12 protein-coding genes are annotated in these 14,436 nt (G+C 59.4%); 2 read left to right on the top strand and 10 right to left on the bottom strand.

What is annotated here, in order from left to right:
- The first annotated feature begins 69 nt into the window (after window positions 1-69).
- Window positions 70-1,917 carry an excinuclease ABC subunit UvrC gene (gene uvrC, locus J3352_RS07795; RefSeq protein WP_156066539.1) on the top strand — a complete coding sequence of 616 codons (1,848 nt, stop codon included), beginning with the start codon at window positions 70-72 and terminating at the stop codon, window positions 1,915-1,917.
- Window positions 1,918-1,971: 54 nt separating this feature from the next.
- Here uvrC and J3352_RS07790 read toward each other — a convergent pair whose 3' ends face one another.
- The 3 genes from J3352_RS07790 to J3352_RS07780 are packed head-to-tail and all read right to left on the bottom strand — an operon-like array spanning window position 1,972 to window position 4,369.
- A complete protein-coding gene (locus J3352_RS07790; protein ID WP_156066541.1) occupies window positions 1,972-2,820 on the bottom strand; it encodes a transporter substrate-binding domain-containing protein in 849 nt (282 codons plus the stop codon).
- A gap of 33 nt (window positions 2,821-2,853) precedes the next feature.
- The gene (locus tag J3352_RS07785; RefSeq protein WP_097773418.1) at window positions 2,854-3,669 is read right to left on the bottom strand and encodes an amino acid ABC transporter ATP-binding protein; all 816 of its coding nucleotides are present in this window, start codon (window positions 3,667-3,669) and stop codon (window positions 2,854-2,856) included.
- A gap of 16 nt (window positions 3,670-3,685) precedes the next feature.
- Window positions 3,686-4,369 (bottom strand): amino acid ABC transporter permease, encoded by a 684-nt coding sequence (locus J3352_RS07780; protein WP_097773419.1) that lies wholly within the window; start codon window positions 4,367-4,369, stop codon window positions 3,686-3,688.
- A 316-nt stretch (window positions 4,370-4,685) separates the two neighbouring features.
- Between J3352_RS07780 and J3352_RS07775 the strand changes: the two genes are divergently transcribed.
- Window positions 4,686-5,714 carry an NAD(P)H-dependent glycerol-3-phosphate dehydrogenase gene (locus J3352_RS07775; protein WP_156066543.1) on the top strand — a complete coding sequence of 343 codons (1,029 nt, stop codon included), beginning with the start codon at window positions 4,686-4,688 and terminating at the stop codon, window positions 5,712-5,714.
- Window positions 5,715-5,880: 166 nt separating this feature from the next.
- On the opposite strand, the gene J3352_RS07770 is transcribed toward J3352_RS07775, so the two are convergent.
- The 7 genes from J3352_RS07770 to coaBC all read right to left on the bottom strand — a co-directional run bounded on the left by J3352_RS07770 (window position 5,881) and on the right by coaBC (window position 14,338).
- Window positions 5,881-6,912 carry a GDSL-type esterase/lipase family protein gene (locus tag J3352_RS07770; RefSeq protein WP_156066545.1) on the bottom strand — a complete coding sequence of 344 codons (1,032 nt, stop codon included), beginning with the start codon at window positions 6,910-6,912 and terminating at the stop codon, window positions 5,881-5,883.
- 39 nt (window positions 6,913-6,951) lie between these two features.
- A complete protein-coding gene (locus J3352_RS07765; RefSeq protein ID WP_156066547.1) occupies window positions 6,952-8,685 on the bottom strand; it encodes a class I adenylate-forming enzyme family protein in 1,734 nt (577 codons plus the stop codon).
- A 183-nt stretch (window positions 8,686-8,868) separates the two neighbouring features.
- A complete protein-coding gene (locus J3352_RS07760; protein ID WP_242699914.1) occupies window positions 8,869-9,894 on the bottom strand; it encodes an ATP-binding cassette domain-containing protein in 1,026 nt (341 codons plus the stop codon).
- Complete coding sequence (locus J3352_RS07755; protein ID WP_156066549.1) at window positions 9,887-10,948, bottom strand: ABC transporter ATP-binding protein; 1,062 nt, start codon at window positions 10,946-10,948, stop codon at window positions 9,887-9,889. Before J3352_RS07755 ends, J3352_RS07760 begins: the two co-directional genes overlap by 8 nt.
- 13 nt (window positions 10,949-10,961) lie before the next feature.
- A complete protein-coding gene (locus J3352_RS07750) occupies window positions 10,962-11,993 on the bottom strand; it encodes an ABC transporter permease (RefSeq protein ID WP_005931769.1) in 1,032 nt (343 codons plus the stop codon).
- Window positions 11,993-12,934, bottom strand: a complete 942-nt coding sequence (locus J3352_RS07745; RefSeq protein WP_005931767.1) for an ABC transporter permease — start codon at window positions 12,932-12,934, stop codon at window positions 11,993-11,995. The genes J3352_RS07750 and J3352_RS07745 overlap by 1 nt, the downstream gene beginning before the upstream one ends.
- Window positions 12,935-13,141: 207 nt before the next feature.
- Window positions 13,142-14,338 (bottom strand): bifunctional phosphopantothenoylcysteine decarboxylase/phosphopantothenate--cysteine ligase CoaBC, encoded by a 1,197-nt coding sequence (coaBC, locus tag J3352_RS07740; RefSeq protein ID WP_156066551.1) that lies wholly within the window; start codon window positions 14,336-14,338, stop codon window positions 13,142-13,144.
- Between the last annotated feature and the right edge of the window lie 98 nt (window positions 14,339-14,436).

The following is a 14,436-nucleotide window of genomic DNA, read 5'->3' as shown; positions in this document are numbered from 1 at the left end:
TTCGAGCCTTTGATTTTTGAGGCGGCGGGATGTTTTTCCTGCCGCTTTTTGTTTTACCAAGGAGCTGCCATGACCAAAGCAGAACTGTATCAGAAAGCCTGTATGCTGCCGCTTTTGCCCGGTGTGTATATCATCCGGGACAAAAGCGATACCATCATTTATATCGGCAAAGCCAAGCGCTTGCGCATCCGGGTGAGCCAGTATTTCCGCGAGGGGGTGCCCCACGACAACAAGGTCAGCCAGATGATCGCCCACGCCTATGCGTTTGATGTTATCGTCTGCCAGAGCGAGTTCGAGGCGCTGGTGCTGGAAGCCAGCCAGATCAAGGCGCACACCCCCAAATACAATATCCTGCTGAAGGATGACAAGGGTTACAGCTATATCAAGGTGACCCGGGAAGCCTGGCCCCGCCTTTCCTTCGTGCTGCAAAAGGAGGAGGACGATGCCGAATACATCGGCCCCTATACCTCATCCTTTGCGGCCCGGCAGATGGCCGAGACTGCGCTGGATGCCTTTTTGCTGCCCCGGTGCAGCAAGCGGTTCCCCCAGGATATCGGCAAGGGGCGGCCCTGCCTGAATGCCCATATCGGCAAGTGCATGGCCGTGTGCAGCGGCAAGATCAGCTGCGAGGACTACAATCAGGCCGTGAAAAACGCGGTGCATCTGATCCGGTACGGCAAAAAGGACATTCTCAAGACCCTGAACGAGCGGATGCTGGAAGCCTCTGACCGGCTGGAATTTGAGACAGCGGCCCTCCTCCGGGACCAGATCAACGCCATCACCAAGGTGACAGCGGGCCAGAAGGTCGTGGTGGACCCGGAGGTGGAGATGGATGTGGTGGCGCTGGCCGGTACCCCCAGCAGTGTCTGCGCGGCAGTCCTGCGCTTCCGGGAGGGGCGGCTGACCGATAAGCGGGAGTTCCTTTTCCACGATACGGCGGATATTGCTGCCGTGCGGGAGGAGTTTCTGCCCCGGTACTACCTGGATGATGAGCAGATCCCAAAGATCATTGCCGTGGACGAGCTGCCGCCGGACAGCGAAGCGCTGCAACAGGCCTTGAACGAAAAGCGGGGCAATGAGGTGCAGCTCTATGTGCCCCAGCGGGGCGATAAGGCCCATCTGGTGGAGATGGCCCACACCAACGCGGTGGAACGGCTGGCCCGGGAGAGCGGCCGCTACGCCCGTGAGGAAAAGCTGCTGGATGAGATGGCGCAGGTGCTGGGGCTTTCCAAGCCGCCGCGCACCATTGAGAGCTACGATATCTCCAACTGGGGCGATGGCACCAGCGTCTGCGGCATGGTCACCTTCCGGGATGGCAAGCCCTACAAAGCCGGATATCGGAAGTTCCGGATGAAGACCGTGCTGGGGACGGACGACTACGCTTCGCTGGCCGAGACGGTGTCCCGGCGGGCGGCAGAGTATGAGAAATACGCCGCGCTGGCCGCACAGGGGCAGGGCAGCGATAATTATTTCGGGCAGAAGCCGGACCTGCTGCTGATGGACGGCGGCCGGGGACAGGTCAGCGCGGCCAAGGAGGCACTGGCAGGCACTTCGCTGGCCGATGTGCCCCTTTACGGCATGGTCAAGGATGACCATCACCGCACCCGAGCCATCGTGGACAGTGAGGGCCGGGAGATCGCCATCAATATGAACCGGGGGACATTCACCTTTATCACGGCCATCCAGGACGAGACCCACCGCTTTGCCAATGCTTACCGCAAGCAGCAGATGCGGAAGAAGAGCTATTCCTCCACCCTGACCGAGGTGCCCGGCGTGGGCCCCAAAACGGCCAAGGCCCTGATGACACAGTTCAAGAGCGTGGGTGCTGTGCGGGAGGCCACCCCCGACCAGCTGGAAAATACCCCCGGCGTTGGCCCCCAGCTGGCACAGACCATCTATGATTATTTTCACGCATAACAAAAGGAGGGCGGCTGCATCGGCAGCCGCCCTCCTGGCGTATTCAGGGAAAAATCAATTCTCGGAGGAGATATCCTGACCGAAGTACTTCTCGCTCAGCTCCTTCAGGGTGCCGTCGGCGCGCAGCTCATCGATGGCGTTGTTGACGGCTTCCAGCAGGGTGGCGCTGTTGTCGCCCTTGCGCAGGGGGATGGCAACGTGAGAGGCATCCTCAGTCTGGGCCACGATCTTAAAGTCGGCATCCGGATGGACGTTCAGGTAATCGTAGAAGGAGACATCCGCATTCAGGGTGGCATCAATGCGGCCTGCGGTCAGCAGCTGGATGGTCTCCTCCAGGGTGTCGATGCCCTGCACGGTGGCACCGTAGCTCTCAGCCAGCTCCATGTAGGTGGAAGCCAGGCTGTTGGCAGTGGTCTTGCCCTTCAGGTCCTCAAAGGTCTTGATCTCGTCGTTGTCCTTGCGGACGGCCAGAGCGGTGTGGATGTAACCGTAGGGGGTGGTGAAATCATAAGTCAGGGCGCGCTCGTCGGTGACCTCCACGCCGTTGCAGACCATGTCAAAGCGTCCAGCGTCCAGACCGGCGAACAGGCTGTCCCAGTCGCTCTCCACGTACTCCGGCTCCACGCCCAGCTTTTCGGCAATGGCGCGGGACACCTCTACGTCGTAGCCCACCAGAGTGTCGCTCTCGTCATGGTAGCTCCAGGGCTGCCATGCGCCCTCCAGTGCCACGATCAGCTTGCCACTGGCCTGAATGGCAGCCAACTGGTCAGCAGAGGAACCGGCAGCAGAGGATGCACCGGAGCTTGCGGCGGTGGAGGTGCTGCTGTTGGAGCAGCCGGACAGGGTCAGAACGCCGGCGGCGGCCATGACACTCATCATCGAAATAAAAGTTCTGCGCTTCATAGTTAAGATCCTTTCATAGAAAAAGCTGTATCCTTATGCTGTGTGCTCGATCTTCCGCAGGAACTCCCGGGTCCGCTCCTCGCGGGGGTGGGCAAAGAATTCGTGGGAAGGGGCCTGCTCCACCACCACGCCGTTCTCCATGAATACCGTCTTGGAGGAGACGTTGCGGGCAAAGCCCATCTCGTGGGTGACCACCAGCATGGTCATGCCCTCTTCGGCCAGCTTCCGCATGACCGAGAGCACCTCGCCGGTCAGCTCCGGGTCAAGGGCACTGGTGGGCTCGTCAAAGTAAATGATCTCCGGGTCGGTGGCAAGGGCGCGGGCAATGGCAACGCGCTGCTGCTGTCCGCCGGAAAGCTGGCGGGGATAGTAGTCGGCCCGGTCGGCCAGACCGACCTTTTCCAGCATCCGTCTGCCGATCTCATCCGCCTGCTCTTTGGGCATCCTGCGGGCAACGATCAGGCCCTCGGTCACATTCTGCAGGGCGGTCTTGTTCCGGAACAGGTTGTAGTTCTGGAACACAAAGGCCGTTTTTTTGCGCAGGCGGGCAATGTCGGCCCGGGAGATCCTGCCAAGATCGAAGGATTCGCCGTCGAACACCAGAGTGCCGCTGTCAGCGGTCTCCAGAAAGTTCAGGCAACGCAGCAGGGTGGTCTTGCCGGAGCCGGAAGGGCCCAGAATGGCAACAACATCTCCCTTTTCCACATTCAGGTCCACGCCGTTCAGGACGTGCAGTGCGCTGCGCACCCGGCGGGCATTGCCGCGCGGGAAAGGCCCGATGTGGAAGCGGGGCTTGTCATCATAGGTGTAAAATGTTTTGTGGATGTCTTTGATCTCTAACATGGCCATACCGTCCACCCCTTTCTCACTGGAAGCCGTGTGCGTTCAGCTGCCGCTCCACCAGCGCCTGCAGCTTGGTGATGATGGTGCAGAACAGCAGGTAGACCACAGCCACCTCGCAGTAGATGGGCAGGAAAATGTAGGTGCGGGCTGCCACACGCTGGCCTGCCATGAACAACTCTGCCACCGTGATGTTGGAGGCCAGAGAGGTGTCCTTGATCATGCTGATGAGGGAGTTGGACAGGGAGGGCACGGCGGTGCGCAGGGCCTGCGGCAGAACGATGCGGCGCATGATCTGCCACCAGGTCATGCCCACGCAGGAACCGGCCTCCAGCTGGCCCTGGGGCACGCTTTCCAGCGCGCCGCGCATGGTCTCGGCGCAGTAGGCACCCTCGTTGAAAGCAAAGGCGATGACGGCTGCCGGAAAAGCATCCAGCATGATGCCTAGGCTGGGCAGGCCGTAGAAGATGATGAACAGCTGCACCAGCAGCGGCGTGCCCCGGATGACCCAGATGTAAAACCGGGCGATCTGGCGCAGCACCGGAACATTGGCGTACTGCACCAGCGCAACAGCCACTGCAATGACCATGGCAAGGTTGAAGGAGATCAGGGTCAGGGGAATGGTCATGGTCAAGCCTGCCGTCAGGATGCGGGGCAGGGCCTCCCACAGCACGCTGACCGTGCGGTTGGTAAGAAGTGCTTCAAACATATTTTTCTTCCTTATTGATAAAAAACGGTGGAATATCTTTAGGATACACCTTAAACTATGGTTCAGGTCAAGAGCATATCCTACAATTCCTACCAAAATACTATAGCATGAAATGGCGACAAGTGCAATCCATTGGCGAAAATCTTTCACTCTGGCCAAAAACAAAAGAAAACACCGGTTAACTTTGTGCAGACTGGCAAGGAGTTGACGCGGTACGATGTTTCGTGTAAAATGGAATCAGACAGGCCCCGTGCAGGAAGCGCGGGGAACAGGCCGGGCACACAAGCAGCCCGGCGCATACGGAGGACAAAACACAATGAAGCATAAAATTGGTATTCTGGGTGCAGGCACCTGGGGCATGGCTCTGGCGCGGATGCTGACGGTGAGCGGCAATGACGTGACCGTGTGGTCGGCGCTGGAACAGGAGATCGACAACCTTTCCACCACCCGGGTCCACCCCAATCTGCCCGGCATGACCATTCCGGCAGAGATGAAGTTCACCAAGAGCGTGGAAGAGGTGTGCACGGACAAGGAGATCCTGCTGTTCGCGGTGCCGTCGGTGTTCGTGCGCTCCACCGCCGCCAAGGCCCGGCCCTTTGTGCCGGACGGTCAGATCATTGTGGACGTTGCCAAGGGCATTGAAAAGGATACCCTGTTCACCATGACGGAGATCCTGGCCGATGAGCTGGGCAAAGAGGGCGGCCCCAAGGGGGTGCGTCTGGTGGCCCTGAGCGGTCCCACCCACGCTGAGGAGGTGGCGATCGACCTGCCCACCACCATCGTTTCGGCCAGCAAGGATATGGAAGCGGCCAGATTCGTGCAGACGGTGTTCACCAACAACGTCATGCGTGTGTACACCAATGAGGACATCAAGGGCGTGGAACTCAGCGGTGCCATGAAGAATGTCATTGCGCTGGGCGTGGGCATCTCCAACGGCCTGGGCTATGGCGACAACGCCCGTGCCGCCCTCATCACCCGCGGCATTGCCGAGCTTGCCCGGCTGGGCGTGGCCATGGGCTGCAATGTCCATACCTTTGCCGGTCTGGCCGGCATCGGTGACCTGATCGTGACCGCCACCAGTATGCACAGCCGCAACAACCGGGTCGGCATCCTCATCGGCAAGGGTGAGACCCCGGAGCAGGCCGTGAAGGAGGTGGGTATGGTGGTCGAGGGCATGAACGCCCTGCCCGCCGCGCTGGAGCTTGCCGCCAAGTATCAGGTGGAAATGCCCATCGTCCAGACCGTGAACGCTGTTGTGAACAAGGGCATGAGCGCCGCCGAGGCGGTGCGCTCCCTGATGGACCGGGACCCCAAGAACGAACTGCCCCAGAGTTACGAAAAGTAATATTTTTTCATCGAGAGGGACGACCCTCTCCGTCATTGCCTCGCAATGCCACCTCTCCCGAGGGGAGAGGTTTGGTGCTGTACTTTACGGCATCAAAAAAGCTCCCCCTTTTGGGGGAGCTGGCAAAGCCGCAGGCTTTGACTGAGAGGGTTGTTCCTCTTTCATTTTACTGCTGGGCTTCGATTGCCTTGACGATCTTGTCGGCGATGTACTTGTGGCCGGAGACGGTGGGGTGGCCATCCAGCTCAGTCTGAGCAAAGGGGATGGAAACGTAGGTGGCACCGTAAACATCGGCCAGCTGCTTTTCGTAGTTGTTCAGCTTGCTGAAGTAGTTGCTCCAGCTGGGCAGCAGGGGCACAGGGTTGGTGGCACCGATGATCAGGATCTGAGCATCAGGGTTCAGTTCCTTGACAGTCGCCACGATCTGGCGCAGGTTGCTGCTGCTTTCAGGATAAGCGTTCTCGCAGATCTTGTTCATGCCAGAGAAGAACAGGTTCCAGACGGCATCCTTCTCGCTGCGGGTCAGGCTGAGCTTTTTCAGGCTCTCGTTCAGTGCGTCCTCGGTTTCCTTGCTGCTGCCGCGCAGGTTGCCGCTGAGCACGATGGAAGCCAGGTCCTCACTTTTCCAGTTGGTGGCCTCACCAAAAGAGACCACGGTGGGCACAAAAGCATCATTGGAGCCCAGCTGGATGGAGATAACATCGGCACTTTTGATGTAATCTACAAACTCGGGGTAATTGTACTGGCAGCCGGAGAGGGTGTTCATCTCGGCCATGGTGCCGGTCTTGACCAGCTCCAGCATATCCTTGCTCATCACGCCGGGCAGGCCAAGGTTGATGGCATGATCCCGGTCGAGATTCAGGCTTTTGCCCACCTGACCCACATAGCAGGCCTCGGGGTAACCCTTGAAGTTGAAGGAAACGTCCACGCCCATCAAGTTATGTGCATATTGAACGGTAGTCAAGCCGATACCGGCGCAGATGCTGTCGCCCAGGGCAACATAGGTGATGGAGTTGGGCTCCTTCTCTTCTTCGGTGCTGCTGGAGGTGAAGAAACAGTTCTCCTCCTCTGCGGCGGTCTGTTCAGTGGCCGGAGCGGGGTCTGCGCTCTCTTCCGGGGCGGCTGCAAAGGCCGGAACGCTCAGGACAGAGAACAGCATGGCGGCCGAAAGGGCCAGGCCAATCAGTTTCTTTTTCATGGTGTCGTCACGAATCCTTTCCAATGTGTATTATTCTGCTTAATAATCGCGGGGAGTGATCTCTTCTTCCAGCTTGCGATAATCAAATTTAGCGGCCAGTGTCAGGGGCATTTCGGGGATGATCTTGTACCCCACGGGCTGGACATATTCGGGCAGCTCTTCGATGCAGAGCTGGCGCAGCTCCTTGATGATCTGCTTGCGCTTGGCGGCGGGAACCGCAGGGTCAAGCACCAGATAGACAAAAGGCAGGCGGCCCTGCACATGCTCTTTGTCGGCGCAGCCCACCACAGAGCACTGATGCACGGCGGGATGCTGGCTGACCACATTTTCGATCATGGAGGGGAACACCTTGAAGCCATCGTGGCGGATGATGAGCCGCTTGATCCGGCTGTCCAGATAGACAAAGCCGTCCTCGTCCAGATAGCCGATGTCACCGGTATGCACCCAGACCCGGCCATCTGCATGGGTGCGCAGGATGGCGGCGGTCTCGGCAGGCTTGTTGTAGTAACCCTTCATAACGCCGGGGCCGGAGATGCACAGCTCGCCCCGCTGGCCGATGGGCAGCTCCGTGTCGGTGCCCGGCTCAAAGGCGGACACCAGCGTGTTGACCAGTGGCAGGCCCACGCTGCCGGGCTTGTTGTTCCGGCCGGCAGCAGCGGTGGCAGCAGAGGATGCCTCGGTCATGCCGTAGCCCTTGGCGATGGGGAATTCCACGTTGTGAGCGGCCAGGAAGTCGTTGACCGTCTGCTCGGCACCCCGGGCGATGGCATCGCCGCCCGCGGCATAGTTGCGGATGAAGGAGAGATCCTTGTTCTGCAGCTTGGGGTCAACAGCCAGCTGCTGGTAGTGGGAGGGCACACCGAACATGTGTTCGGGCTTGTACTTCCAGATCAGGCTGCCCAGCTTATTGGGGTCGAGGTTGGGGATGATGACCACCTTGATGCCCAGCGTCAGCGGCAGATGTACGCCGCAGGCAAAGCCGTAGGCAATGAAGGGGGGCATGATGTTCAGCAGGGACTGGCCCTTGGAGAACAGCGTGTCGCAGGCAGAGAACTGCATGGCGATGCCGTTGAAGTTGTTATCGGTCAGCATCACGCCCTTGGGGGAGCCAGTGGTGCCGCCGGTGTGCACCACCACGCAGGCGTGCTCCGGGTCATAGGGCTCCGCGGCAATGCTCTCGTCCTTCCCGGCAGCAAGGAACTGCTTCCAGTGGATGACATTGGAGTGATACTTGTTCTTGTCGAGATTCTTGACCTTGTAGCCCAGCGCCAGAGGCAGCGGCAAGGAATCGGCCGGGGAGAGCACCACCACATGCTCCACATGGGTGCGCTTGGCAGCCTGATGGCAGCGCTCATACACCACATTCAGGCAGATCAGCAGGTGGGAATCCACCTCTTCAATGTACTCGCGGATGCCCTCCACACTGTAACGGGGATCCACCAGGTTCAGAGTCGCGCCGATCATGTCGGCGGCATAGAACGCAAAGATGATCTCCGGGGTCATCACGCTGACCACCGTGGCGATATCGCCCTTTTTCAGGCCCGCGGCCCGCAGGGCTGCTGCCGTCTTTTTGACGTTGACAATAAAATCAGCGTAGGTGAACTTGCGGCCATAGTATTCCAGTGCGGTCTCGCCCAGCCGGTTCTTGTTCTGCCGGCAGACGAGCTCAAACGCCGTGCAGGCGGGCATGGTCTGGTCAATGTACTTCTGATCGTAGAATTTCAGCCAGGGACGTGCCTGGGAAGCATAGATCGGGGTGTTGGATGTTGTCATAAATTGTCCTTTGTCCTTTGAGCAGTCACTGCACCCGCAGCCGGGGCAGCTGGATTCAATGGGGTCTTAAATTTCGTCCGTTTGTCAAAAACAACACAATACGTACAAGAGCTATTGTAGTAGAGCAGGGTGGAAATGTCAAGAAACAAAGGGCGAACTTTGTCAAAAAACGCAAGAGAAAGTTTACATTTCAGCCAGCCAGTCTTTGGCCTCCTGCTCGCTGCAGAGCACCCAGTGGCTGGGGCGCAGCTCCCGCCACTGGGGAGCCTCCTGCGTGTAATCGTGCATGGCGGGGTCGTAGACCAGCAGCTTTTTCTTCCGCTCCAGCCTGGGGTTGGGCATGGGGATGGCGGAAAGCAGGCTGCGGGTGTAGGGGTGGATGGCATGGGTCACCAGCTCTTCCGCATCGGCCAGCTCCACGATATCGCCCTTGTGGATGACGGCGATGCGGTCCGAAATGTACCGCATGACCGAGAGGTCGTGGGCGATGAACAGGTAGGTGATGCCGCGCTCCTTCTGCAGATGGCGCAGCAGGTTGAGCACCTGGGCGCGGATGGACATATCCAGAGCCGAGATGGGTTCGTCGGCAATGATGAACTCTGGCTCCACGATCAGGGCACGGGCAATGCCGATGCGCTGGCGCTGGCCGCCGGAGAACTCATGCGGGAAACGGGAAGCGAATTCAGGCAGCAGGCCCACATCCAGCAGTGCCTGCCGGACCTTCTCCTCCCGCTGGGCGGCGGTCAGGTCGGGCCGGACATTCTGCAGGCCCTCGCCCACGATGTAGCTGACCTTGGCACGCTCGTTCAGGGAGGACTGCGGGTCCTGGAAGATCATCTGGATCTCCTTGATGACCTGCTGGTCCAGCTGGCGGGAAATCTTGCCGTTGATCTTCTGACCCTTGTACAGGATCTCGCCGCCCGAGGTGGGCAGGATGCGCATGATGGCGCGGCCGATGGTGGTTTTGCCGGAGCCGGATTCGCCCACCAGACCAAAGGTCTCACCCTTGTAAATTTCAAAGTTGGCACGGTTCACGGCCTTGAAGGCCTTGCGGCCGGAGCCGTAGGTCACCTCGAGGTCCTTGACCTCAAGCAGGACCTGCCGGGGCGAGGCCTCTCCATCTTGCTGGCGCAAGACCGTTTTTTCGCTCGAACACTCCACTGGGGTGTTCGCTGCTTCGCAAACGCGAATGTCACGATTTTCAGGCATCCTGCATCCCCTCCTCTTTCAACAGTTTGACGGCGGCAGGCGGTTCCACCTTGGGGGCCCGGGGGTCCAGCAGCCAGGTCTTGGCCTTGTGGGTGGGGCTGACCGTAAAGTAGGGCGGGCGCTTGACAAAGTCGATCTTCAGCGCCTGGGGGTTGCGGGGGGCAAAGGCATCGCCGTGGATCTCGGTGAACAGGTTCGGGGGTGTACCCTGAATGTTGAACAGATCCTCGCCTTTGATGCCCATCTGGGGCATACTGGACAGCAGCGCCCAGGTGTAGGGGTGGCGGGGATCGTAGTAGATCTCATCGGAGGTGCCGATCTCCACGATGTCACCTGCGTACATGACGGCCACCCGGTCGGCGATGTTGGCCACCACGCCCAGATCGTGGGTGATGAGGACGATGGTCAGGTTGTACTTGACCTGCATCTCCTTGAGCAGCTGCAGGATCTGGGCCTGAATGGTTACATCCAGTGCGGTGGTGGGCTCGTCGCAGATCAGGATCTGCGGGTTGCAGGCCACCGCAATGGCAATGACAACGCGCTGGCGCATACCGCCCGAAAACTCGTGGGGATACTGCGCAAAGCGCACCTCGGGGTCGGCAATGCCCACGTCCCGCAGGTATTCAAGGGTCTTTTCCCGGGCGGCCTTGCCCTTGAGATGCTGGTGCAGCTCCACGGCTTCCATGATCTGGTCGCCGATGGTCTTCAGGGGGTTCAGGCTGGTCATGGGGTCCTGCATGATCATGGCGATCTCATGGCCCCGGACCTTCAGCCAGTCCTTCTCCTTTTTCAGGTCGGAAAGGCGGATGGGCTTGCCGTCATCGGCACCGTAATAATCAATGGTGCCCGAGGTGATGGAGCCGTTGGCATCCAGCAGGCCCATGAAGCTCTTGGTGAACACGCTCTTGCCGGAGCCGGATTCGCCCACGATGGCAAGGACTTCGCCGTGGTAGATGTCCAGGTCGATGCCGCGGATGGCATGCAGCACCTTGCCGCGCAGGTTGAATTTGATGTTGAGGTCCTTTACAGAAAGGATGAGCTGATTTTTTTTCATCTTCTGTCCCTCCTTACTGCAGGTGGTTCTTCGGGTCGGCAGCGTCCGAGAAGGCGTTGCCGATGAGGTAGAACGCAATGGTGACAAAGCTCAGGATGATGGTGGGGTAGAGCAGCTGGTACCGCAGGCCCGCCTGCATCATCACCTTGCGGCCGTCGTTGATCAGGTTGCCCAGAGAGGGCGTTTCCACAGAAAGGCCCAGGCCGATATAGGTGATGAACACCTCGCTGCCGATGGCGGCGGGGATGGTCAGGGCCATGCGCAGCATGATGACCGATACCAGATAGGGCAGCAGGTTGCGCAGCACGATGCGGCGGATGGGGGTGCCGATGCAGCGAGAAGCCACGTTGTAATCACGGTCGCGGATGATCAGGATCTGGTTGCGGATAAAGCGCGCCATGGCAATCCAGCCCGTGATGGACATGCCCAGGATCAGGGTCTGGATGCTGGGGGATGCGACATAGGAGATCAGGATCAGGATGATGGTGGAGGGGATGTTATCGCAGATGTTGTACAGCTCGGTGAAGAAGAAATCGAGCTGGCGGACATAGCCCCAGAGCACGCCCACCGTGATGCCCACCACGGCCTCGATGAGGGCCACGAAGAAGGCGATGGTCAGACTGGTGCGTGCACCGGCCCAGATGCGGGCCCACAGGTCCTGGCCGATGGCGTTGGAACCCCAGATAAAGCCCTCTTCCCCGGGGGCGATATTGCGGAACTGGATGCCGGTGGTAGAGTCTACCTGGCAGAGATTGGGATCTGCCTGACCGGGCAGATAAGGCTGCAAAAAGGCAAAGCCCACCACGAACACCAGTGCAATGAGCAGGGCCACGGCGATCTTATTCTTGAAGAAAGCACGGAAGGTGCTGCCCCAATAGCTGTAATTGGAGTAGGAGGTGGCCTCGGCGCGCTCCTCGCTGAACCCGGCGGGGGTGAACAGCTCGTCCTCGGGCAGGTCGGCCCAAGCGGCGGGGCCGTCCTTCTGCAGCTTGTTCAGGTCGTTTTCCAGAACAGCTGCCTTGTGATCTTTCATGTGGAACAGCATTATCGGCCACCTTCTTTCTTGCCAAAGCTGATGCGGGGATCGATGAGCACCATGAGCAGATCGCCCAGGATCAGGCCGATGATGCCCACGCAGGCGTACAGCAGCACGATGCCCTGCACCATGGTGTTGTCGTGGCGCTGGACGCAGGTGACCAGCAGGCCGCCCATGCCGGGGATGGAATACAGGCTCTCGATGTAGATGGAGCCGACCACAGTGTTCAGGAAGGCAGAGGGAATATACTGCACCAGCGGCACCATGGCATTGCGGAAGATGTGGCGCAGGGCGATGTTGCTCTCGCTCACGCCCTTGGCCAGCGCCAGCCGGACGTAATCCTTGTTGCTCTCGTCCACCATGTAGCGGCGCAGCCACATGGCGTAGAATGCCACGTTGCCCAGGCTCATGGAGCAGACCGGCAGCACCCAGTACCGCCAGTCGGAGGCATCAAACAGCAGGCCCACGCCCAGGGCGGTGGTGCCGTACATCTGAATATAGAGGTAATACACGGCGGCAGGCACAGCCTGAATGAGCACGATGATGGCGGTGCCGATCTTATCCGGCCAGCGGTTCTTGAACCGGCCCATCAGCAGGCCCATGGGAATGCCGATGACCAGGCTCAGCAGCATGGCAAACACGCCCATCTGGATGGAGATGGGCAGCTTCTTGGCCAAGATGCCGGTGACCGAGGCGTTTACCTTATAAATATGGCTCACGCCCAGGTCGCCGTGGAGGGCATTCCACCAGAAGCGGCCGATCTGCACCGGCAGCGGGTCCAGCAGGCCCATGGACTGCAGGCCCGCCTGGATCTGGGCCTCGGTCATTTTTTCGTAGTTTGCAAAGTAGCCTTCCACCGGCATCAGCCGCAGCAGGCAGAACACGAGCGTTACAATGACGAACAGCGTCAGGATGGAACGCCCGATGCGTTTTGCCAGATATTTCAGCATATCTGTGCGCACCCCTCTTTCGTTTGTGGTTCCTCCGCGGACAGTGGACCTGAACAGCGGATAGGAATAGAATACATCAAAATTGCACTTTTGGAAAGTGATTTGCCCGGATTTTGAAAAATGTTTTTGTAAAAGCAGGGTAAAGTGAACGTTTTTTCTTACAAAAACAACCCTCTCCGCCGGGTTGACGGAGAGGGATAAAAGTTTTTATAAACCTCTGCGCTTCAAAATCTCATCCAGAATGGCATCGGCCACATCAGCCTTGCTCATCAGGGGCAGCTCCCGGGTACCGTCGGGGGTGATGAAGGTGACCACGTTGGTGTCCACCCCAAAACCGGCTCCGGCGACCTTCAGGTTGTTGGCCACCACCATATCCAGATTCTTCCGGGTCAGCTTGGCCGTGGAGTTTTCCACCATATCCCGGGTCTCCATGGAAAAACCGCAGAGGAACTGGTGGGTCTTTTTCGGGCCGATGGTGCCCAGAATGTCGGCGGTGCGCTCCACAGGGATGGAGAGGTCGCCGTCCTTTTTCTTGATCTTGTCGCTTGCCACCGTCATGGGGCGGTAGTCGGCCACGGCGGCAGCCATCACCAGCACGTCCATCTCCTCAAAGCGGCTGGTCACGGCATCGTACATATCCTGCGCCGTGGTAATGGGAACATCGGTGGTGAAGCGGACCGGCGGCAGGTCGGTGTGGCCGTGGATGAGGGTGACCTCTGCTCCCCGCATGGCGGCGGCCCGGGCGATGGCATAGCCCATCTTGCCGGTGGAGTGGTTGGTCAGGTAGCGCACGGGGTCCAGCGGCTCCTGCGTGGGCCCGGCGGTCACAGCGATGCGGACACCGGCCAGATCCTTGGGCCGGGCGATGGTGTGCAGGATGTACTCGATGAGCACATCCTCCTTGGGCAGGCGGCCGCTGCCCACATCCTTGCAGGCCAGCACCCCGCTCTCAGAGGGGATGACCGTGAAGCCGTAGTGCTCCAGCGTTCTGAGGTTGTCCTGCGTGATGGGGTTTTCCAGCATCCCGGTGTTCATGGCCGGGCTGACCAACTTGGGGCACCTGGCCGCAAGCACCACGGTGGTGAGCATATCATCGGCAATGCCGTGGGCCATTTTGGCAATGACGTTGGCCGTGGCCGGTGCCACCAGAACGACATCCGCCTTTTTGGCCAGCGAGATGTGAGTGACCTCGAACTTGAAATCACGGTCGAAGGTATCCACCATGCATTTGTGGCCGGTCAGCGTCTCAAAGACGAGAGGGGTGATGAAATGGGTGGCGTTCTCGGTCATAATGACCTCCACGTCCGCCCCCAGCTTTTTGAGTGCGCTGGCCACATTTGCCATTTTATAGGCGGCAATGCCGCCGGTAACGCCCAAAAGGACGCATTTGCCCTGCAGATCCATCCAAAAAACCTCCTGTTTTGCGGGTTTGCCTCTTTAGTATAATCCAAAATCACCGCCAGCACAACAAAATCTTTCGGTTGGGTCTTGTATCCAGCGCA

The sequence above is a fragment of the Faecalibacterium sp. Marseille-Q4164 genome, from assembly GCF_017377545.1.
Taxonomy (GTDB): Bacteria; Bacillota; Clostridia; order Oscillospirales; family Ruminococcaceae; genus Faecalibacterium; species Faecalibacterium duncaniae.
The sequence above is the reverse complement of the archived record's forward strand: the minus strand, read 5'-3'. Positions and strand labels throughout refer to the sequence as shown.

Coding starts and splice junctions, on each gene's coding strand:
- J3352_RS07765 (WP_156066547.1), bottom strand. CDS start 8,685: ATGACAACATCCAACACCCCGATCTATGCTTCCCAGGCACGTCCCTGG.
- J3352_RS07770 (WP_156066545.1), bottom strand. CDS start 6,912: ATGAAAAAGAAACTGATTGGCCTGGCCCTTTCGGCCGCCATGCTGTTC.
- J3352_RS07755 (WP_156066549.1), bottom strand. CDS start 10,948: ATGAAAAAAAATCAGCTCATCCTTTCTGTAAAGGACCTCAACATCAAA.
- J3352_RS07745 (WP_005931767.1), bottom strand. CDS start 12,934: ATGCTGAAATATCTGGCAAAACGCATCGGGCGTTCCATCCTGACGCTG.
- J3352_RS07760 (WP_242699914.1), bottom strand. CDS start 9,894: ATGCCTGAAAATCGTGACATTCGCGTTTGCGAAGCAGCGAACACCCCA.
- J3352_RS07775 (WP_156066543.1), top strand. CDS start 4,686: ATGAAGCATAAAATTGGTATTCTGGGTGCAGGCACCTGGGGCATGGCT.
- J3352_RS07785 (WP_097773418.1), bottom strand. CDS start 3,669: ATGGCCATGTTAGAGATCAAAGACATCCACAAAACATTTTACACCTAT.
- J3352_RS07750 (WP_005931769.1), bottom strand. CDS start 11,993: ATGCTGTTCCACATGAAAGATCACAAGGCAGCTGTTCTGGAAAACGAC.
- uvrC (WP_156066539.1), top strand. CDS start 70: ATGACCAAAGCAGAACTGTATCAGAAAGCCTGTATGCTGCCGCTTTTG.
- J3352_RS07790 (WP_156066541.1), bottom strand. CDS start 2,820: ATGAAGCGCAGAACTTTTATTTCGATGATGAGTGTCATGGCCGCCGCC.
- coaBC (WP_156066551.1), bottom strand. CDS start 14,338: ATGGATCTGCAGGGCAAATGCGTCCTTTTGGGCGTTACCGGCGGCATT.
- J3352_RS07780 (WP_097773419.1), bottom strand. CDS start 4,369: ATGTTTGAAGCACTTCTTACCAACCGCACGGTCAGCGTGCTGTGGGAG.